This window comes from Mesorhizobium sp. M0037, from assembly GCF_040323635.1.
Taxonomy (GTDB): Bacteria; Pseudomonadota; Alphaproteobacteria; order Rhizobiales; family Rhizobiaceae; genus Mesorhizobium.
Window position 1 is genome coordinate 40961 of the sequence record NZ_JAMYVB010000028.1, and the last position, 20651, is coordinate 61611.

Here is a 20651-nt window from a genome sequence, read left to right on the forward strand (position 1 = left end):
AGCGCCCCGCCATGAGGTGGAGCGCTTGCCGGTATCAACCGATCTCGATCATATTCCGCCGTCAGGCTCCGGCTTTCTGTAGGTAACCTTTGGCGTCGTCCGGATCGGGCGGCAGGTAGGCATCATAGGGATTGCCGTCGGCAAGATGACCGAACGGCGTGAACACGTAGTCCGCGCCCTCCCGCCCGACCGCGCAGATTACATAACGCCGCTGCCCGGTCGCCGCGTCGGCGCATTCCATCAACGCGAGGTTGCCGTCGCTGGCGGCACGAAGCAGCGTCTGGAAGTTGCTGCGGGCATGGTCGGGAATGCTCATGGCAAGTCCTTCGCATCTCCGGGTTCAACTGGATCGCGGGCGTCCGCGAGGATCGCTTCGCCGCGCGCGATCGCCCATTCGACCTTGCCGAGCCACCCCGGCGGCGTCGGTCGGCGGGCCTTAGCATCGCCGACAATGATCTTGAGCAAGTCCAGCATGAGTTCGAATTGTGCGGCCTTGCGCTGGACCGCTTCCCCAAAATGTGCATGAACCGGAATGGCCTGTCCACGATACGCGGCACCGGCACCCTCCCATATGCCGGTGACATGGGTTTCGCCCGAGGACTCGCAATCCTCCCGCTGACCCGACCAGTCAGTGTCCTCGATGGCAAATCGGCACGCGACGTCGGGTGTCTCAGCCAATTAGGTTGAATGCCGGAGCACTGGCAGGTGGTACGTCGTCTCGATGGTGAATTGCGGCATTTGCTCCTAAAAAACGGGCGGCCCGGCGTTCGTCTCCGAGCCCCGGCCGTGGCGGGTCGAGGTTGATGTCCATGCTTGCAGGTGTGATGTTTCGCGGTTACGCCGCCGCCCGCCCCTCGACGACGTCGGCGCCGATTTCGTCAGCGGTGAAGCCGGAGATGGCGACTTGGGCACGATAGCCATCGAACTTCATCTCGAAGAGCCAATCCCCGCCCACCGGTATGTGGTCAGTCAATGTGCAGAGCTGGAAGGACCGAAATGGCGGCAGCGGATATGTAGGGATAGATTCTGAGTCTCTGCCGCGTGTGCGCCTTTTGCTGATGCTGATGGTGCCATCTACAGCCGACATGCGGATCACGGGTCCATGGTCCGATTCAATACCCTGCCTGGGATTCGGTTCCATGCCCAAGCACCCGCGCCGGCGATCGTCGGCGCTCAAAGGAAGAACGGCGTATAAGCCGCAGTCCTGCGCGCGTCCGCGAATGCGGACATTGTCGCGCGCGGGACGGAGGAAATTCGCCCCCGCCGCGGGCGGTTAACAGGACAGCCGTAGGAGCGTCAGCATAGCGCCGGCCGCAGGACGGGACGCGGGACCGACTGTCCCCGTCCGCGGCGGTCATCGTTTGCATTCAGGATATGGATGCGACCGGCATCGTTCGCGCGCATTTGCTTTTCTCGACAGTGTCGCCGCTGATCGGCGATGATAGGATTGGCCGATACAGCGGCGAGTTGGTCTGAAGAGTCGCGCACGTCATGGCCATTGAGGTGCAGCAGGTCGGCGACGAAGTGGAGGTAGTGCAGCGGGCGTGTGAGATGAGGCACATGTGGGGCAGCATCAACCACTGGCGGGGCGATGCTGGCCCGGCCGAGTCTCGCAAGGTCGGCAAACCAGGCAACACACGCACCATAAGGCCTTGGGCCGACCCGACCCGTTTGACGTCTGGCTATTGCATGTCCGGAACGTCGCCGCTGACGAATAGCGTCGTGGGCGGCCCATAGTCGCCAGCGCCGGGTCTGCATCACGGCTCCAGGCTATGACACCAACATGGCTCGATGACAGAGCCTTGGCCGTGCGGACCGCGCGCTCCTCGCTTTGCTGATCAGTCGGGCCGTAAGCGGTGAATAGCTCGCCGTCCTCGCCTCGATCAAATGCAACGACCACAATCAGCTTCGGCTTGGCCTGAGTGGGCAGAACGTTGTCCGACATTTAAACCTCCTAAAGAAATTGCTCGCCTTCGCTCCTATGTCCGAAACAGAACCAGTGCGAAGGCTGACGCGGCTTAGCAACGCACGCATGATTGTCGACGCGTCGCCGATCGCGCGGGGGCGCTGTCATGCCTTCGGCAAGCCGGCTCGGTTCGTCGCTCATAGGGGGTTGATCGGCCCAACGAGGCCGGGATAGTCGTTGGGCAACTTGTTGACGGCGCTGGTGTTCACCTCACGCCCGACGCGGTTGAACTGCAACTGGCCGCCGATGTCGTGGCTGAGAATGTCCTTAAGGCTGTCCTTGGGCGTCGCCGGGTCCAGCCAGGCGTCATAGTATGCCTGGTCGAGAATGAGAGGCTGTCGATCGTGCAACTGCTTCATCGGGTCTGCGGCAGGCTCTGTGATGATGGTGCAGCTGGTGATGTCGAGATTGGAATTGTAAGCCCAAAGGCCGGCGAACGAGAAAGGCGCGTGGCCTGGCTGGTAGATATGCCAAGGGTCCTTCTTGCCGTCGGCTGGTGAAATGGTCCATTCGTAGAAGCCATCCGCCGGGATTAGGCAGCGCTTCGATTTGAAGGCGTCGCGAAAGGCCGGAGCTGTTTCGATGCCCTCAATTCTCGCATTGAACATCGCCGCCTTCGGCATCTCCTTTGCCCAGAAGGGGACCAGCCACCAGCGCCCTTCGCGGAGCTTGTGATTGCCGTCTTCGCCGGCTGTTACGAACGGGACATCCTGGGTCGGCGCAATGTTGTAGTGTGGCTCGTCATTGCGGCCGGTTTCTGCCGGCGCCGTCAGTCGGTAGAGCCGGTGGATTTCAGACCATGACAGGTATCTGGTGAAGCGACCGCACATTACTTGCCCCTGATTTCGCAAACCCCGCTAATTCACAGTCCCGCGCGCCAAGTTTGCGTATGCGGTGAATTCGCGTTGGATCTGGCCTTGCACGATGCGGGACAACTCCCTTGCCTCTTCCTCGCTAGGCATGAGGCTGACGATTAGATCGGCAATAATCCAGTTACTCGCATATAGGGCACCGTCCGGAGTAAGCTTGTTTAAGACCTTGCATGCCTTCTTGACCTCCTTCTCGATTTCCGGGCGGTCGCGCATAATATTGGCAATCAGCTCGTCTTGCCGTTTCTGGGCGGTTTAAAGCACTTCAATCATTAGTTTCTCTCCTTCGCTGCGGCCACGGCTTCCGGCGGCTGGTGTCACTCTACCAGTTGTAAGAAAAGGTGGTTTTCCGGACTGCGTCCACAGGCCAATCGGCGCAGCATGCAGCAATTGCCGCCTTGTTCGCATCCATCCAAACGCTCGCCGCGTTGTCGTCATCATCATTAGGCTCTTCGTCGGCCGAAAAGCTGGTGTCATCCCAGCCTTCTAACGCGAACATTCCATCGGCCGCCTGCTCAGGCGATATCCCAGCTGCGGCAAAGACAGCTTTTGCGGCTTCGATCCCTCGCTGTTTTTCTTCAGGCAGAGCGCCCTTGATCTCTAAACTGAGCTGCATGGCTCGCGTCCTGTGGCTATCGTGCCGACAGTGAACAAAATGAGAACGACAGAGTCAAGATGATCTTGACTGATGAGGAATATGTTCCTCTTTTAGGCGTTATGGCGCACGACCCGATCGACACGCCGGGAAAGGCGACCCGGCACAACATGCTTTCGAAGGCAGAGTGCAGTTGCGGCAACGTCCGCTACTGCCGGTCGGCCGACCTGATGATGGTCTATGGCGGAGGCGTCGATCCTCAGAAGCTGAACTTCGACTGCAACCGCTGCAAGCCACAGATCAAAATTACCTTGCTGGAGGTGCATCCCGAGCATCTGCCGAAGCGCTTGATGATCCACAAGCCGATGAAGATCGACGGCAAGGTCGTCTGGCACACAGAGAGATTTCGAGGATAGGACATGGCCAGGTCGAAAGGTTCGCAGCAATTATCACAGGCTGAAATTGAGCGCTTTGTGACGGCAGCGGAGGTACTGCACTTAAGTATCATCAAGCCGATTATATCGCCCCATTGCGACCACTACCGGCAGACGCGCGTCCTGCATGAGGTGCTGTTGAAAGCCGTGCGGGAAGTCACCGGGAAGGAAGTGGCGTTCATCCAGTGGAACGGGACAGGGCCGTCCAAGCCGTAGCGTGGCTCTAGCCGTTTTCGTAGCCGATCCCAGTCGCCGTCGCGGTCCAGATCATAGATATCCGTGCCGCCAACAGTGACCGGGCCGCGTACATAGGCGGACCATTGCTCTTTCCGGAGGAGCAATCGACGTCGCTGGCGATTGGAACGCAGGCTCCCGCGTAGTTTGGGTCGCACGCGTCTTCGGCATGAGCGCAGCCGATGAAAGATGCCACACCAAAAGCGACCGCGCCTACACGACGGGAGGCCACCGGCTGGATCCTTATCCGAATCAGCGCTGTATCTCAGTCGTCTATCTCTTCGCCTTCATCGTCTTCGTCCGAACCGCGAGACGGGTCTTCGACGAAGGTTTGGCAGCCCTCATTAAATGATTGGCTGTTTGAGCTGCAGTCGCTGTTGTTGGAAATCTGATTTTGCTCAGCCCAGTCGTAGCCAGCTTTATGCCCGGAACAATCTTCGGTGCAGTCATTTCCTCCGAAAGTCCCCTGCGCATGACATGGCGTAGCTGATGCCGCCGCAAGCATCAATGTGCCCAAGTGGAGCAGCCTTCGAATTCTCATCTGCGCCCCCCATGGTGAGCAACGCTGCTATCTAGGCGCCGCGAATATGCCTACTCGCACGAACCCAAATCACGCAATTTGGTCCTGATATCAGTGGCAGTGATACTCGCCAGTCTTGTGGTTGGTATGGCACCCATTGGCATCGGTGCCGCCGCCGTGTGCGAAGGTATCCACCGAAAATGCCAACATGGTCAAAGCCGCCATGGCGGCAAGAATTGTAGATTTCATATCGCCCTCCCAAGATAATTCGGACAGAAGAGCACTATCGTGGAGTTAGCACAACTGGCTGATTGCAAATCACCTACTGGTTAAGTGCCAATCTTTAATATCCAATATTGCTCCCGCGCATCATGATCAGCCGATGAAATGGCGAGCGACGGGCTTAGACACCCAATTGCGCGGCCATCTTTTGCGTGGCACCGCCGTTGTCCGGTCAATGCCGCTGGTGATCGACAGCAGATGTCGTTTCGTCGAAAGAAATTCGGAGTCGCTGCAACCGGCCACAGCGCGCTTGAACAGGGCTCGCATGGCGATGAGCGCGACCTCGCCGTTACCAGATCACAGACCAGCGAGGCATCTGTCGGCGCAAGTTGATTTGCGACGGCCTTTCGGATCGCAAAGCTTCGCGAACTCGGCTTTCTCAAAGCGGGTCAACGGCGCGGCGGCGGAAAATCAGGGGATTTGGGATTGGTCTTGGCCATGACTGCTGTACACGATTCAAAAATCATTCTTCGCCGCAAAAAATTGCCGCATGCCGCATCTGTGGTCGTTCGTCGACACGCAACCGACATGTCCCTCCGTCGCGCAGTCGCTGTGGTAATGGGGGTGCCAGCGCCCCGGCGCCACAACGGCCTGTGGCGAGTGTCGATCAGCCTGGCTGACTCATAGCAGCCCGAATGCCATTGCGGTGAGAAAGGCCACCACTAGCACCACCAGGACCCCAATAATCAGCCAGACGGCGCTCTTGACGTCCATTTAGACCCTCAACTGTCGGTTCCATTGATCACATAGCGCGACGCGACGGCGCTCACCAGCCTCTGTGACTCCAGCGGAGACGCGTCCTGGGCGAACTGACGGGCGTTTGTGGATAGGGACTACTGTGGGAGCGTGGGTTCGAAAGTGGAAATATTCGCGCGCAAAAGGCCGGCCGGCTTACCGGCCTGTCGCGCGGTCAGTCTCAACTGGTTGCCGGCTTGGATGTAGGCGGCTCACGGCGAGCGAGCAGCTTGTCGATCCGCCTTCCATCCATATCGAGGATCTCGAAGCGCCAGCCCTCGTAGTCAAAGTGCTCACCGGCTTCCGGCAAATGCCCAAGGCGGGACAAGGCGAACCCAGCGATCGTGTGAAAATCCCCTTCGGCCGACCCCGATCGGAATCCTAGGCGAGCGAACGCATCGTGCGCCAGCATCATTCCGTCGATGAGCAAGGACCCGTCATCGCGCTCGATGACATCAGGGTCCTCATTGTCCAGGTCAGGAAGGTCGCCTGCGATGGCTTCGAGCAGATCGGTCTGGGTGACGATCCCCTCCAGAGCGCCATATTCGTCGATGACGATCGCCAGGCGCACCGGCGTCCGCTTGAACTGATCGAGTACACGGAAAATCGGCGTTGCCTCGTGAACGATCAAAGGTTCTCGGATGACCGCCATCGGGTCAAGCGTTTTGCCGTCGAGCACCTGGTCGAGAAGGTCCTTCTTCAGAAGCATGCCAAGCGGTTCGTCTATCCCCCCACGGCCGACCAGAAGCTGCTCATGGCGACATTGCCGGATGGTGCGCAGAATCTCGTCAGGGATGTCGTCGGTATCGATCCAGTCGATATCGCGTCGCGGTGTCATGATGTCGGCAATGCGCCGATCGCCGATGTTGAAGACACGCTCGACCAGTTCCTGTTGCGTCTGATGAAGGAGCCCTGCCTCCTGGCTTGCCGCCACGAGCAGCTTCAGCTCTTCGGGCGAATGCAAGGACTCCTCGCCTGTGCCCGGACGCAGACCGCACAGACGCAGCACCAGATTGCCGAGACCGTTGAGAACAAGGATCGCCGGCCTGAGCAGGAACAGGAACAGACCGAGAGGGCGTACGACCCGAAGTGCCGTGCTCTCGCTGCGCTGGAGCGCCAGACTTTTCGGCGCTAGTTCACCCAGGACAATGTGTAGCGCGGTAATGATGATGAAGGCGATTGCGACGGCAATGGTGTGCGAAGCTGCCGTGGCCAGCGACCCCATCACTCCCAAGAGGAGTGGCTCGATCAGATGAGCGAGTGCAGGCTCGCCGACCCAACCGAGCGCCAGCGATGAGATGGTGATGCCGAGCTGAGTTGCTGCAAGGTTCGCATCCAGATTCACCAAAGCCCGTTGAAGCAGGCTGGCGTTCGAGCGTCCAGCTGTAGCCAATTCGTCGACGCGGCTTCGTCTAACCGCGACCAGCGCAAATTCGGCGGCGACAAAGAAACCGTTGGCGCCTACGAGTAGGAGAACCAACAGAATTCCAAGAATGTCGCGTAGACTACCATCGTCCGCAGGCATGATATCCTCTTTATGAAACAGCCACTCTCATCTCTAAGCGCGTATGCCGCCGTCGTAGAACCGCCGTTGGCCATCATTGCGCAGCGATCACCGCAGCTCCGCCTCTGACAATCAGGAGCAAGATAGCCAAATCCGCGCTGAGTATCCTACCCCCGCAAAAAATCCGCCGGCGCGAACCGGCGGGCCAGAGATCGGATAGAAAAAGAACCGGTCATGCCGGCCGAACTAAATGTGGCGTCTGGGTAGTCGAAGTCAATGGACCCGCCGCGTAGAGATCGCCTTTGATCCAGTGATTTAGCAATATCACCGCGATGCCGGCGAGGATCGCCAGCGCTATCATCCAAATTATCTTCTGACGGTCGCTCAATGTTCTAAACCCAAACCCGAACCACGCGTGCCGGCACTTAATGGCACGACGTCGTTAATTGCAATGTGATCCCTATGAGAATCGCTGTGGCCTTGGCGGTCGGTCAAACTTTCTCATTTCGACGAGATTTGCCAGACAGCCACGCCAGTAAGAATAAGGCCGGCGGTACCTTCGATAGTTCGCGATATCACATCGAACAGGCGCGGCCGACGGTCGAAGAAATGCACCAGCCGTTTCCGAAACAGGATCGACAGAACTGCCACGCAAGACAACGTCAGTGCCACGCCGGCCATCATGGTGATTGCAAAGAGTATGCCCGCGACCGGAACACCTCTTGAGATCGCGAAGGTCATCGCGAAGAGCGTCAATGGACATGGGATCAGGCCGGCCATGACGCCCACAGCCTCGCCTTCATGCTGATGGTGATGACCGTGGCTGAGCGCCCGCCAAAGCATCCACAGACCGATTAACCCGAGCAGGCCACGACTGACATCCTCCAAAAGTGGCGCCCGGCCGACGCTGCCCAGCGCAATCGAGACCAATGGCAACGAGAGGGCTGCAATCACAACGGCAATCGTGACATGGGTGAAGGAGAGTGTCAGCGACACCAGTAGGCCGCGACGGATGCTGGCATCCGATCCGGCCAAATAGGTAGCCAGCACGGCTTTGCTGTGTCCGGGTGTCAAAGCATGCGCAGCTCCGAACAGGACACCCATCGGCAGGAAGGCAGTGAACGCCAGCCAGTCGCCCCCGGCTGACAGCAATTTGATCTGTTCGGCGAGCGCCAAGTATATCGTGCGTTGAAACTCGACCAGGGTTTGGAAAAACACGTTCTATCCGTTCCGCCGCTTCAACCGCACGTCAATTCAAGGCGTGTCGCGAATATCTTGCCGAGATCGGTTCCGGTCGGATCGCTGAAGAAGGCATCCGTCAATTTCGTCTGATTCTGTGCGATTGCGGTATTCGGATCGGGGCGGACGACGGCCCTCGTGCAATCTTTCGGTAGGCCAGCCACGGCGATCTTATCGTCATCGGTGAAATCGATCGCGGTGTAGAAGGTCGGATCGTAGACGCCGATGCTCACCTTGCCGGCGAGCGCCAACGTGTCTTTCGGCTGCGTCTCGAATTGGATGACGAGTTGATTGTTCTCGTAGCTAGTGACCAGCCTCGCCGGCGGCGTCATCGCTACGTCCTTGCCTTCCACAGTGACCATTTGGAAATAATTGTATTCTTCCAGTGAGGCATGGATGGTGAGGGCGGCGGCGTCGAGTTCTTCGGCGTCGAGAGTAAGGTCGGAATTCTTATCGAACTCCATCAGCACCGTCGAGGAGAAGAGCTCGTCGAACCGCCAGAGATGCTTGAGCGACTTGACCGACTTGTCAGCGCCAACCGTTAGGTCCAAACGGGCTTCCGCGAAGACATGAGGATGAGCGCCGGCCGCGACGGTGGAGGCGAGCAGGAACGCCACGCCAAAAATCGTGCTGGTCAGTCGCATTTGCGCTCGCTTTCTCGTCATTGCGCGCCAACCGACTGATCTGGCAGCGCAAGCAGGCTAAATTGGGACGCGGCCCGCGAATCCTTTTCAATCATCGACGATCGAACTTGCGATGATGGCGTTCGCTGTGCCCCGAACGGCTGGCGACGTCAAATGCACGAGCTGCTTGCGATTGCCCGCGATCAGTATGAACAGCCGGGAAACCTGCCTGCCCTTCCTCTCCTCGCCGATTTTTTCGGCGTCGGTGCGGTGGAAGAACCGTTTTTCAAACTCGGCGCGGTCGACATCGAAAAGCTTGAGCGAGCAGGTCTGGACGGACCTGCCGTCCATGGTCGCCCTGGTCACCGCGACCATCGTTCCGGCCGGAAAGTCGTCGCCGGTGACCTGCCATCCGCGGAACGCCTTCATGGCATCCACAGGAGCAAGTGCCGCGCCGTCGACGAGCGGCGTCCATCCGCGCGTCTTTGCCAATGTCGCGGTTCGCTCGAAGTCGGGGCCGTGCGCCAGGCATGTCGCGTGGAAGGCATCCAGCGCCCGGTCGACGCCATCGGCATGCGCAAGCGGTGATGCCAACCATGCGGCCGCAAGCGTCAAGGACAAGTAGGTCTTGGGCATTCGGTAGACTCGCGTATCGAAGCAGGCCGGGATAGCCAATCGGCAAGATAGCGCCGCGGCGGCTACGCACGCAATGCAGCGCGGCCCGCGACTACCGGCCCGCGCGTCTTCCTGGCGGCGGCGCGCCCGGTCCGGTCGCCGCGGCATGCCGCGCTCAGGCAGGCAGGATCTTGTCCGTGGTCGCGCGCACATAATCGAGGTTCATGGTCCCGACGGCGCCAGTATCGTCGACCCTGAAGCCTGTCTCGACCAGTAGAGTTCCGACCGCATTCATGTCGATATGCCCGTGCCGATGGAGCCTCGGCAATCTGGATTCGTGCAGCGGCCTTCCGAAGTCGATCAGCAGCAGTCGGCCTCCCGGCTTCAGAACCCGCTCCGCTTCACGGAAGAAGGTCGATCGGTCGGGTTTCGGCAGGTGATGCAGCATGAGCGTACCGATCACGATGTCGAATTGGCCATCCTCGAAGGGAAGTTCCTGGGCCGTCGCCTGGACGAAGGTCAGATCAACGCCGGCTCGCGTAGCCTTGACGCGCGCCCTCTCGACCATTTCGACCGATGCGTCGACGCCCGTGACGCGTCCGACCGCTCCGACCAACCGTCTCGCGGCTATGGCAAGCGTGCCCGTACCGCAGGCGACATCGAGCATCGCCTCGCCGGGCTGGAGCCTTGCCAGACGCAGCATGAATTCACGGAACCGGTCCTCGCGGCCCAAAGTCAGGACGCGCGCAAGCAGGTCATAGCCGACCGCCCTATGCAGGACGATGCCGATGCCCCTTTCGCCGGCGCCATGCGCGCCGGCAGTCCGCATGTGATGGAAGCCGCCCCAGAGTGCGAATGCCGCGACCGCAGCGAGGATGAGGCCGTGGACTGCAGCCGTCCGAGCACCGGCATTGAGATAGCCGTCCCCGAAATGAAGCATTAGCAGAAAACCGGCGACCAGCGACAGTTTGACGAGCACGGCAAGCATAATAACGCCCTTTCGCGAATGCTGTCCGTTTCCAGCCCGATGACCAAATTGGTGCATTTCCTTTTGCCTCCTCGTCCGTTTCCGGAGTGCTCAAGGCATTCTTGAGCTTCTGGACTCGGCGTATCATACTGGACAGATTGTCCAGTAGCGCTGTTGCTGGACAACGGACCGCTGAACGTCCGAAACCGCACGGTGGAAAGAGCAATGACCATTAAAATCGAGCGGCCCGACGACAGGGGTACGATCGACCGTCGTGTCGCGCGCACGCGCGCCATGCTGCAGGACGCGCTGATTGCCCTGATCCCAGAGTGCGGCTATGCGGCTCTCACCGTGGAAGACATCTGCCAGAAAGCTGATGTCGGCAGGTCGACCTTCTATACGCACTATGCCGGCAAGGACGAATTGCGCAGCGCGGCCCTTGAGGCGCATCTGCTGTCGCTGAGCAGGCGCGTGTCGGCAGACGAAAAGACAGGCAACCGCCCGTTCGAATTCAGCCTGCCGATGTTCGAGCACGCGCGGGCGTTCCGGTCGCTTCACAAGGCGCTACTTGCGAGCAGCGGCGACACGATCCACGATCAATTGCGTGAACGCATACGGCGCGCAGTGCGAACCGAACTGTCTGGCAAGCGGATCGGCGACGCGGGCGTGCCGCTGGAATTCGTCGTCCAGTTCATATCGGGAGCCTTTCTCTCGGTGCTTGCCTGGTGGATCGCCGAGGACGCCAGCCTCTCGCCGGCCCAGGTCGACGACCTGTTCCAGCGGATGGCGGGTTCAGCTCTTCCGGGTCGGTCACCCTAGCAAGAGCTTCCAAATCCAGATCTCGCGCCGGTTGAGGCTAACGTTCCTCGGGCGGCCGAATCTTGCGAAACATCGTGAGCAAAAGGATTTCGTAGATGGTGTTCAAGCCACCGCGATCAGAATTGGTCAGCCGAAACCGGAAACGGCAAGCAGGGGTCCGGCGACCATCGGACTGACCGCCGAACCGCGTTCGGCCAGAGCCCCACTCGGACCGCCAATCTTCGTCGATTCAAAATCGCATGGCAACGAGTCGAGCTATTTCGGCCGGCGCTTGATCGGGGATGGCAAAGACCGAGCTGACGTTGATCTCACAAAGCACATACGTGTCTTCACCTGACACAGTCCGTGGTCCGTAGAGAAAATCGGCATCCCAAATGATCGGCAGCGACCTGGCATCGATGCCTAGCACAGCCATCATTTGCGGCGTCCACCCGGTTTCCATATTGGTCCGCAGCGCCTGAAACGGTTCGGCCGTGGCGGGATGCATTATCCGCGGCCCTGGTTGCGCAGCCTCGGAATCTGGCCCTTCAGGAGGTGGTGGGATTAGGGCCTTGATGAACTGGTGGCCAAAGCCGACCACCTTGTCGGCGCCCATGTAACAGCGGATCATCCCGTCGGCTAAACGCGGTTGGAATGGCTGATCCACGATGCAGCCATCGGGTGTCAAATACACCTCGCAGCGCCCCATGAAATCCGGCAGTGCGAGTTCTTCCGGCATACTGCCGCGTCGCGCGTGCAGCACCCGAACCGCCGGCTCTCCGCCAGGAAGCGAACCGATCAACTCGACCTTCCATACTCCCTGGCCGCCATTGCCGCGGTTCTGCTTCAGCACCCGTGGACCGGCCGTTCGAAGCCGCTCCGGAAACGCCTCGCGAAAAGCCTCGGCGGAGCCGTAGAGGTAAGTATCGGTTCCCCATCCGAGATGCTTCGTACGGTGCAGAACTTCCTTCACGCCCATTTTCTGGGTCACGTCTGGATGTGCACTCACCCAGGGGCCGCGTGCCGCCACGTCGCACAGCAGCGGGTCGAGCACCGCACGGGTTTTTCCCTCGTGCAAGGGATCGACCCAGACCAGCACGCCGTCCGTCGCCAGGAGCTGGGTCCGAACCTCCTCGGCAAACTCTTCGTCATAAACGGCCGGTTCGGCGTGAACACCGATCGCAGCGAGTTCCTCGAACACGCGATGAAACCGGTTGTTCTGCGGTGTCGCCGTGCGACGCGCCTCCCGGTCACCGCGCCAGACCACAGCCACTCGCCTCGTGCCCATTATACCTCGTCTCCTACTTGCTCGCCCATCAGACAGCCCGGATACGAAATAGACTGCGATGCTCGCATCCGAGCAGAAAGATCGCCCTAGACCGAGCCCGCCGCGACGCCGAAAAGCACGCCCAGGATCGAACATGCCGCTAGCACCGGGATCACGCCGACCTTGAAGCGGAATACCGCCAGCATCGCACCGAGGGTCAGCACGAGAGACGGAATGTTGATGGAACCGAGGACTGGCACGTCGAGCCTCATGCCCAGCAAGCCGATCTCATGCAAATCGCGAAACAGGACATGAAGCGCGAACCACACCGCGAGGTTCAGGATCACTCCAACCACCGCTGCCGTGATGGTCGACAGTGCGGCTGACAGGGCCTTGTTGCTGCGCATCGTCTCTATGTACGGCGCGCCGAGAAATATCCACAGGAAGCACGGGACGAAGGTCACCCACGTCGTCAGAAGGCCGCCGAGCGTTCCAGCGACCAACGCGTTAAGAACCCCCGGCTCCCGGAATGCTCCCATGAAACCAACGAATTGAGTGACCATGATCAGCGGACCCGGCGTTGTTTCGGCCATGCCGAGGCCATCCAGCATTTCTCCAGGCTTCAGCCAGCCATAGTGCTCGACTCCTTGCTGGGCGACATAGGCAAGCACCGCATAGGCCCCGCCGAACGTCACCACCGCCATCTTGGAAAAGAAGATGGCGATGTCGGTGAAGACATTGCCTTGCCCAAGAAACAGCAACAAGAAAAGGACCGGAACGAACCATAGCAGCAGAAACACCGCCGCAATCTTCAGCGACCACTCGATGGATGGCCGGGCATGCGCCGGCATCCCTTCGCCAAGCGCCGAGTCGACATCATCGACCTGCTTGCCACCAAGCTTGCCATGTCCATTGCCTGGCTGGAATGCGGCCCAACCCATCTTGCCCCCGACGTAGCCGATCACGGCCGCAACCAGGATGACCAGCGGGAACGGTGCATGGAAGAAGAACAGGGCGATGAAGGCTGCCGCAGCGAGGCCGACCATCACATTGTTCCTGAGCGCCCTCCTGCCGATCCGCAGGACCGCTTCGAGCACGATGGCCAGAACCGCCGCCTTCAGGCCGAAGAAGAGCGCCTGGATAGCGCCAACGTTGCCGAAGATGGCGTAGATCCAGCTCAGGACCATGATGGCGACCGCGCCTGGCAGCACGAACAGGATTCCCGCGACGAGGCCGCCTTTGGTCTTGTGCATGAGCCAGCCAATATAGATGGCCAATTGCTGCGCCTCCGGACCGGGCAGCAGCGTGCAGTAGTTGAGCGCATGCAGGAATCTCGTCTCGCCGATCCAGCGCTTTTCCTCAACGACGATCCGATGCATCATGGCGATCTGGCCGGCCGGGCCGCCGAAGCTAAGCATTGCAACGCGGGCCCACACTCGCATGGCGTCCGCAAACGAAATGTCATGGTCGTGGGTTTCGGCCAGAGATGGCGGCGTCGTGACGGACTGCTCCAGATCGGCCATAGTTTGAGTCCCTGCGGTTATCCGCGTTTCTTGCGGAAATACTGATAGAGGTTGTTGAAGACAGGAGCGCCCTGCGCGATCCGCTGTTCGTCGCTCTCGTTCGCCATGGCGATGCCTGCAATCAGACTGGCAATCCCAGTCGCCTCCTCGCGACCGAACTTGTTGTCCTTGAGGTCGATGTCATGGACGATCTCGGCGATGGCCTGGAGTGCCGGATCATTGACGCCGGCGCGGGTAAGCAGAACTTCGAAGCTGCAGCGATCGCCCTCATGGGTGATTTCGCCCTCGAACATGTCGAAGCGCAATTCCCCGTCGTTCGGCACGTATCCCTTGCCCGCCACGAAGCGGATCGTTGCATCGGCATCGATGAAGCGACGGATCAGCCAACTGCAGGCGATCCGGTCGACATGCACGTCCCGGCGCGTGACCCAGGTCCGGCCCTTGAGCTCACCCGGCTCGGCCGCGTTCTTTTGTTCCTTGGTCATGGCCTTGTCCTCTATAAGCTGTGCCTCGAGCTCGGCGATCAGTCCCTCGACAGCAAGGCGACCGCTTGCGCCGAAGAAATCGATCGTAACGACTTCGGCAAGCCGCTTGCGCAAGCGGCCGAGTTGCGAACGCGCTTCCGCATGTCTCCCCGATGTCGGGTTCATCTTAATCGAATCGGCCAGATCGCACGCTTCCTTGATGATCTCCGCGTAATCGACGTCTCGGGCGGCGTCGAACAGCGCCCTCACCTGGGCATCCGACAGGCCGTCGACGAGACGTGCCTCGCACAACATCGCCTCACCACCGCCCGCGACGATTTCCTGGAGGAGCCATTCGAAATCCTCCTGCATCTCGGCATTGGCCGGCAAGGCGTAGACGGTGCTTTTGACTGCAACCGCGCCGATGCCTTGCAACCGTCGCCAGATCTTCACCCTAAAATAGGCGGGCTTGCTTGGCAGTTGATGAATCAGAAGCAGCCAGCGCTGCTCCTGGGCTTGCCCCTCACTCATAGGCGAACCGTATCATGAGCGGTCTGAATTGCAACACTTGTATCATCTTCCATTTGAGCATAACGTTCGTCTCCTCACGGACGGGCCGTGCCGCAAAGGGGGGAACCGATGCCACACCACATCATGCCGCTGCCGTTCAAGCCGCCTCGCCTCGTCGGCCTATCCGAGCGGCTGTTGGCAAGCCACTACGAAAATAATTATGGCGGTGCCGTTCGTCGCCTCAAGGCAATTGAAGAGCGGCTCGACGGACTCGACTGGGGCGCGGTGCCGGTCTTCGACATCAACGGTCTGAAGCGCGAGGAACTGGTCGCCGCCAATTCAGCGATCCTGCACGAAATCTATTTCGATGGGCTCGGTGGCTCCGGAGATGCCGGCGGCGATCTCGCTTCAGCTCTGGAGCGCGACTTCGGCAGCGTGGCCTCCTGGCGCGCCAAGTTCATGGCGTGCGCGAAGGCGCAAGCCGGCGGGTCGGGATGGACCTTGCTGACCTGGTCGGAACGTCGTGATCGGCTGACGATCCAATGGGCAGCGGATCACACCAACTGCCTTGCCGGCGGCATTCCGATCCTCGCGCTCGACATGTACGAACACGCCTACCACATGGATTTCGGCGCCAAATCTGGCGCTTATGTTGACGCCTTCATGAAGAACATCCATTGGGAACGGGTCGCTGCCCGCCACCGTCGGGCCGTCGCACAGCGTGATCCTTCAACAGGATCGGCATCGGACGACGCGGTTCCAGCGATCGCGCCAGAGGAACTGCGTGCGCGTCTAGATCAAGGAGACGATCTCGTCGTGCTAGACGTCTGCCTCGCCGAGGATCTGGCTAAACGCAGCGATATGCTGCCAGGAGCCAAGCTGCGAGCTCCCGAGACGATCGCCGATTGGGCGGGTGAACTGCCTAGAGACAGGTCGGTCATCGTCTACTGTGTCTACGGTTTCCAGGTCAGCGGCGACGCCGTCGTTGAACTGCGCCGCCGCGGCGTCGACGCAAGTGCGCTTTCAGGCGGCATCGCTGCCTGGCATGCGATTGGCGCACCAACCGTCCCTCTGGTGATGAGCGAAGAAGGGATTGCGTCATGAAATGGGTTACCCGCGAACGCCCGGTTATCGACCGGATCGCTTGCCCTTGGCTAATTGCGCGCTTCATCGACAACGAACCGGAGTTCCTCTTTGTGGCGCCTGATCAGGTGATCCCTGTTGCCCAGGAAACGGGTGCGACGCCTTACGACGTGCCCGGCGTTGAATTCACGCATGTCGGCGACGGCTGTAGCTTTGACACCTTCGTGTCGAAATACGGCCTTGAGCGTGACCCGGCGATTGTGACCATCGCGGCGATCGTGCGCGGCGCTGACACAGACCGGCATGACCTCACGCCACAGTCGGCGGGATTGCTCGCCATATCCATGGGTCTGCGGGATGTGACGCCTGACGACCACGAGGTGCTAAAGCACGGCTTCGTCATCTACGACGCGCTCTATGCCTGGGCCTCGGGCCGCAAGGCGGAGACGCATAGCTGGCCGCCGGACTCGAAGCCGGCAGCGGCCTGAGCGGAGGCTAAAGAATTGTAGACCAATCGAAAGCTGACGTCGCTGGACGTCAGCCAAGCAACCCGTCGCTCAGTAGATTGACCACCGATTTCCGGTTTTCACCTTCGTCAAACCTGAACTGAACGACTACGGGAGTAACGGCGCACCGTTCTTCTTCGTCGCGCCCTACATTCATATCTTTCGCGGCCTCTACTGCGGCTCGTACGAGGCGCAGCTTGCCGACGTCAGATGGCCGTCGGCGTGGACAGCAGCCACAGCCCGAAGACCGTGTATCCGATCATAAAAACAGTCAGCGGGAATTGGCTGAGGGCCGCGCTGCTACGCGCCGGGTGGAGACGGAACGCCAGCCCATGCGCGACCAGAACGGCAAGTATATGGCCGCCGATGATCGCCGCCGCCTGGAAGTTCCAAATGATCCACGCTGCATCGGAGCCCATGATCGCTCCCGCCCCGACAGCCAAATGCGCCGTGCCGAACAAGTTCCATCCCCAACCAAACGGATCCGAGACAGCGACGACTGCATATTGGCTGTTCACTAGGAAGGCGGTCAGATAGTGGGAGAAATGATAGGCGAGCGCGATCGGAACGATCGACCAGACAAGGAGCCCAGCCGCATTTCCGAAAGAGACGCCCCCGGACAGGCGCTCGCCCAAAAAAACTGCGATGAGGAATATGGCGACCAGTACGGCAAACATCAGCACCAAGCCGGCGCTGTTGAGACCAACTACTGCCGAGCGCCCCGGGAATTCGAGCGGGTTGATGCCATTCGCGCCGAGCCATAGGAAGGTCTTCGACAGACCGTCAAAGGAGACCGAGCTCAGTGTCAGCAACAGAAAGAGCATGCCGCTCGCCGGCAAGGATTGCGCTTTCGACAATTTCGCTCCCGGCCAGCACAGCGAGAGGCGGCGCTTGTTGCTCGCGACATCCGGCGAAGCTTCGACAATGGCGAAGCGCGACACCATTCGGAAGAACACGGACAGAAACTCGCCGCGCCGGCTCCAGTCTTCGTAGCCGAAGATGATCATGAATACGAAGGTCGCGAGCCAGTAGGCCGCGATGGCTAACGCTAACCGCGCAGGATCATCAGGCGCCGGATAGACCAGCTCGAACCAGGCGAAGCTTGCAAACAAAATCACCGCCGGCCAGTAACCCAGTGCTTCCGGCATCGTGCGATCACGAGATGCCAGGAAGACACTCGAGAAAAGCCGCCACGGTCCGTTCCAGGGGTTGATCCAAGACCAAACGTTTCCAAATGCACCCTGAAGCAATGTCAGTCCGACCCAGAGCAGCGTCCACGCCGTTAGCGGAAGTGGATTAGACAGTGGATCTCGGCTGCCAAGAATGCCCGCCGCCACCAGTGTGACCAGAACTACGAAAGCGAGCACGCTGATCCACAGGCGCGCGGCGCCTCCGAATTGGCCAATTGGCAGGCGGTATGCCGAAATGCGGTCGAGCAGCCTGGGCGGGAGGGCCGCAAGAACCAAAAAACTCGCCGCTACGGCGATTGCCCCGCCCGCGACGTAGTATCCGGTGGGCAGGAGCATCACATAGCCGCGCTCGGAAGCATGGGCAGAAGCTGGGGTTGGGAAAAGCCAACCCAGGGCAGCAGCCGGTCCTGCTGAAAAGACGGTGCGCAACGCTCTCGCCGAAAGGCTGTTATGTTCGATATCCGCCATTCATCTGTCTTGCCAGATCGCATCTACAAGGGAAAGCGGACCATTGCTCGCGCCAGTCCCGAAAAACCCCACTGGTGAACCGGGCATATTATCCAATTTGATTCGCAGTCTATGGCAGTCCCTTGGCCACGGTCTAAGCGAAATTGTCTCCGGCTCGCATCAAACGAAATAAGGCCCGATCTGTGCCGATCGTGGGATCGCGCGATGCATTGCGCAGGTGCGTTCATTTGGTGCTGCCGCCTTGTAGCCGGATACGTGGATCAAGCAGCGCCAGCGCCAGGTCAGAAATCAGTACACCGATAACCGTCAGGAAGGCGAGGAACATCAGGAACGACCCTGCCAGATACATGTCCTGGCTTTGCAGCGCCTTGATCAGCATCGGCCCGGTCGTTTCCAAAGACAAAACGATCGCAGTGATCTCGGCGCCGGAGATGATGGCCGGCAGGATCGAGCCGATGTCGGAAATGAAGAAATTGAGCGCCATGCGCAGCGGATATTTGACCAGCGCCTTGAACGGATGAAGCCCTTTGGCGCGCGCGGTGACCACATATTGCTTGTGCAGCTCATCGAGCAGATTGGCGCGCAGCCGCCGGATCATGCTTGCTGTGCCACCGGTGCCGATGATCAGGACCGGTATCCAGAGATGGGCGAGGATCGACTTCGCCTTGGCCCAGCTCATCGGCTCGCGGAGATATTGGTGGTCCATGAGATTGCCGATGGACGTGCCGAACCAGATGTTGGCGAAATACATCAGGATCAGCGCCAGCATGAAATTCGGAATGGCAAGGCCGAGAAGGCCGAAGAACGTCAGGCCGTAATCGCCCCAGCTGTATTGATGCGTGGCGGAGTACATGCCGATCGGAAGGCGATGAGCCAGGTGAAGATGATCGTGACGAACGAGACCAGAACGGTCAGCAACATCCGGTCGCCGACGACTTCGCGAACCGGCAGCTCATATTCGAAGGAATAACCGAAATCGCCGTGCAGCATCCCGCCCACCCAGTAGAAGTAGCGAATGACCGGCGGTTGGTCGAAACCATACTCCTGGCGCATCATCTGGATGCGATCGGAATCCACCGCTTCGCCCTGGGCTCGAAGCTCGGCGACATAGCTGTCGAAATAGTCGCCCGGTGGAAGTTCGATGATCGTAAACACCAGCGCTGATATGACCAGCAGCGTTGGAACCATCACGGCGATGCGCCAGACAAGATATCGAAACAAATAAACTCTCCTCGCGCCAGACTGCATTCCGGTTTGCAAAACTTCGGGACAGCCCTGCCTGGCAAGATTATTCAAAAGTCGAGCATCTGCCTAGATCGCGACTGCCGCGACGATCATGGCGTTAAGCGGCAGCCAACGTGGTATAGCGATCAGATCGTGGTCTCAGAAAAGGGACTTAAGCGCCTTTTGCAGAGTGCGAGATCTATGTTCATCCCACGTTCAGTCTGGACGACCTAGAATTGTGGCATGGGACATCTCTTCAACGCCGCGCGTCCGGAACTCGCTCTTTGCTCTGGGCATCGGCCACGCTGGCACCCAAGCTGCCGGTCCTCACCCTCGCAATCGCATCGTTGCCCCCGCCAGTAGATCCGGCGGATTGGAGAGTCGGCATGCGCATACTCGTGGTGGAGGATAATAAGGAACTGAGCCGCCAGCTTTGCGCGGCCTTTGCCGATACAGGATATATCGTCGACAAAGCGTCCGACGGGGAAAGGGGTCATTTCCTCGGCGACACTCAGCCGTATGACGCCGTAGTGCTCGATATCGGCCTACCGCAGATGGACGGGATCTCGGTAGTGGAAAGATGGCGCGATGGCCGCAAGATGCCAGTGCTGATGCTGACGGCGCGCGACCACTGGAGCGACAAGGTGGCCGCCATTGACGCGGGCGCGGACGACTATGTTACCAAGCCGTTCCATATTGAGAACGTTCTTGAGCGCGTGCGGGCCCTGATCAGTCGGTAGCCAAACACATCGCTTCGAGACAGACCGCGACCTTGCTTGATGTCGTAGCGTTCAAGGGTCGTCGTAAATGGAAGCGACAATTTATGACCTCGCATTGGTCCGGTTGCTCGCTAATGCACCGTCATCGCGGTAGTGTGCTGAGAGTTCTGCAAATTCGCTGAGAGGGGGCGGTCATGGCAGGCTGGTGATTGTTCACGTCACCTGATTCCTGCGAAGGAACGCCACCATGACCAAGACTGAAGTTAAGACCGCCAGCGCTGCCGTCAAAGACATTTTGCTTTCGAACCCGGATGGA

20 protein-coding genes and 3 pseudogenes are annotated in these 20651 nt (G+C 59.8%); 6 read left to right on the forward strand and 17 right to left on the reverse strand.

The features are described from left to right. Positions 1-61: 61 nt before the first annotated feature. The 5 genes and pseudogenes from NKJ78_RS28815 to NKJ78_RS28835 all read right to left on the reverse strand — a co-directional run bounded on the left by NKJ78_RS28815 (position 62) and on the right by NKJ78_RS28835 (position 3451). Complete coding sequence (locus tag NKJ78_RS28815; protein ID WP_023723848.1) at positions 62-316, reverse strand: DUF6117 family protein; 255 nt, start codon at positions 314-316, stop codon at positions 62-64. Continuing rightward, positions 313-678: a hypothetical protein gene (locus NKJ78_RS28820; protein ID WP_352460827.1), complete on the reverse strand. Its 366-nt coding sequence runs from the start codon at positions 676-678 to the stop codon at positions 313-315. The genes NKJ78_RS28815 and NKJ78_RS28820 overlap by 4 nt, the downstream gene beginning before the upstream one ends. A gap of 1004 nt (positions 679-1682) precedes the next feature. Beyond that, positions 1683-1945: pseudogene (locus NKJ78_RS28825) on the reverse strand (hypothetical protein). A gap of 158 nt (positions 1946-2103) precedes the next feature. Further along, on the reverse strand, positions 2104-2796 hold the full coding sequence (locus NKJ78_RS28830) for an SOS response-associated peptidase (RefSeq protein WP_352460826.1): 693 nt from the start codon (positions 2794-2796) through the stop codon (positions 2104-2106). 361 nt (positions 2797-3157) lie between these two features. Continuing rightward, entirely contained in the window at positions 3158-3451 is a 294-nt protein-coding gene (locus NKJ78_RS28835; RefSeq protein WP_023723857.1) for a hypothetical protein, read from the reverse strand. A gap of 65 nt (positions 3452-3516) precedes the next feature. Between NKJ78_RS28835 and NKJ78_RS28840 the strand changes: the two genes are divergently transcribed. Together NKJ78_RS28840 and NKJ78_RS28845 are read left to right on the forward strand one after the other, a co-directional pair. After that, a complete protein-coding gene (locus tag NKJ78_RS28840) occupies positions 3517-3846 on the forward strand; it encodes a hypothetical protein (protein WP_352460825.1) in 330 nt (109 codons plus the stop codon). 3 nt (positions 3847-3849) lie between these two features. Continuing rightward, complete coding sequence (locus NKJ78_RS28845) at positions 3850-4080, forward strand: hypothetical protein (protein WP_352460824.1); 231 nt, start codon at positions 3850-3852, stop codon at positions 4078-4080. Positions 4081-4363: 283 nt separating this feature from the next. Here NKJ78_RS28845 and NKJ78_RS28850 read toward each other — a convergent pair whose 3' ends face one another. The 7 genes from NKJ78_RS28850 to NKJ78_RS28880 form a co-directional block, all read right to left on the reverse strand. Beyond that, on the reverse strand, positions 4364-4603 hold the full coding sequence (locus tag NKJ78_RS28850) for a hypothetical protein (protein ID WP_156940430.1): 240 nt from the start codon (positions 4601-4603) through the stop codon (positions 4364-4366). Positions 4604-4729: 126 nt separating this feature from the next. Then, entirely contained in the window at positions 4730-4867 is a 138-nt protein-coding gene (locus NKJ78_RS28855; RefSeq protein ID WP_023669898.1) for a YHYH domain-containing protein, read from the reverse strand. A 949-nt stretch (positions 4868-5816) separates the two neighbouring features. Then, the gene (locus NKJ78_RS28860; protein WP_352460823.1) at positions 5817-7160 is read right to left on the reverse strand and encodes a hemolysin family protein; all 1344 of its coding nucleotides are present in this window, start codon (positions 7158-7160) and stop codon (positions 5817-5819) included. A gap of 480 nt (positions 7161-7640) precedes the next feature. Continuing rightward, positions 7641-8357, reverse strand: coding sequence for a HoxN/HupN/NixA family nickel/cobalt transporter (locus NKJ78_RS28865; protein ID WP_352460822.1), 717 nt, complete (start codon positions 8355-8357; stop codon positions 7641-7643). Positions 8358-8377: 20 nt separating this feature from the next. Beyond that, positions 8378-9043, reverse strand: a complete 666-nt coding sequence (locus tag NKJ78_RS28870; protein WP_502901634.1) for a DUF1007 family protein — start codon at positions 9041-9043, stop codon at positions 8378-8380. 66 nt (positions 9044-9109) lie between these two features. Beyond that, positions 9110-9637: a hypothetical protein gene (locus NKJ78_RS28875; protein ID WP_352460820.1), complete on the reverse strand. Its 528-nt coding sequence runs from the start codon at positions 9635-9637 to the stop codon at positions 9110-9112. Positions 9638-9791: 154 nt separating this feature from the next. Continuing rightward, positions 9792-10604: a class I SAM-dependent methyltransferase gene (locus NKJ78_RS28880; protein WP_352460819.1), complete on the reverse strand. Its 813-nt coding sequence runs from the start codon at positions 10602-10604 to the stop codon at positions 9792-9794. Positions 10605-10808: 204 nt separating this feature from the next. Here NKJ78_RS28880 and NKJ78_RS28885 point away from each other — a divergent pair, with 204 nt between their 5' ends. Next, positions 10809-11402 (forward strand): TetR/AcrR family transcriptional regulator, encoded by a 594-nt coding sequence (locus NKJ78_RS28885; RefSeq protein WP_023725077.1) that lies wholly within the window; start codon positions 10809-10811, stop codon positions 11400-11402. A 229-nt stretch (positions 11403-11631) separates the two neighbouring features. Here the strand turns inward: NKJ78_RS28885 and NKJ78_RS28890 are convergent, their stop codons facing one another. From NKJ78_RS28890 to NKJ78_RS28900, 3 genes are all read right to left on the reverse strand, one after another. Further along, positions 11632-12669, reverse strand: a complete 1038-nt coding sequence (locus NKJ78_RS28890; RefSeq protein WP_352460818.1) for a Cj0069 family protein — start codon at positions 12667-12669, stop codon at positions 11632-11634. Positions 12670-12755: 86 nt separating this feature from the next. Further along, on the reverse strand, positions 12756-14171 hold the full coding sequence (gene chrA / locus NKJ78_RS28895) for a chromate efflux transporter (RefSeq protein WP_352460817.1): 1416 nt from the start codon (positions 14169-14171) through the stop codon (positions 12756-12758). 17 nt (positions 14172-14188) lie between these two features. Continuing rightward, entirely contained in the window at positions 14189-15166 is a 978-nt protein-coding gene (locus NKJ78_RS28900) for a chromate resistance protein ChrB domain-containing protein (protein ID WP_352460816.1), read from the reverse strand. 108 nt (positions 15167-15274) lie between these two features. Between NKJ78_RS28900 and NKJ78_RS28905 the strand changes: the two genes are divergently transcribed. Beyond that, a complete protein-coding gene (locus NKJ78_RS28905; protein ID WP_352562763.1) occupies positions 15275-16249 on the forward strand; it encodes a Fe-Mn family superoxide dismutase in 975 nt (324 codons plus the stop codon). After that, entirely contained in the window at positions 16246-16716 is a 471-nt protein-coding gene (locus NKJ78_RS28910) for a chromate resistance protein ChrB domain-containing protein (RefSeq protein WP_352460814.1), read from the forward strand. The genes NKJ78_RS28905 and NKJ78_RS28910 overlap by 4 nt, the downstream gene beginning before the upstream one ends. A gap of 224 nt (positions 16717-16940) precedes the next feature. Here NKJ78_RS28910 and NKJ78_RS28915 read toward each other — a convergent pair whose 3' ends face one another. Together NKJ78_RS28915 and NKJ78_RS28920 are read right to left on the reverse strand one after the other, a co-directional pair. Beyond that, complete coding sequence (locus tag NKJ78_RS28915) at positions 16941-18392, reverse strand: hypothetical protein (RefSeq protein WP_352460813.1); 1452 nt, start codon at positions 18390-18392, stop codon at positions 16941-16943. 223 nt (positions 18393-18615) lie between these two features. Then, positions 18616-19613 (reverse strand): annotated as a pseudogene (locus NKJ78_RS28920) (ABC transporter permease). A 389-nt stretch (positions 19614-20002) separates the two neighbouring features. On the opposite strand from NKJ78_RS28920, the pseudogene NKJ78_RS28925 reads away from it, so the two are divergent. Then, positions 20003-20353 (forward strand): annotated as a pseudogene (locus tag NKJ78_RS28925) (response regulator transcription factor); the annotation flags it as partial. Positions 20354-20651 lie beyond the last annotated feature (298 nt).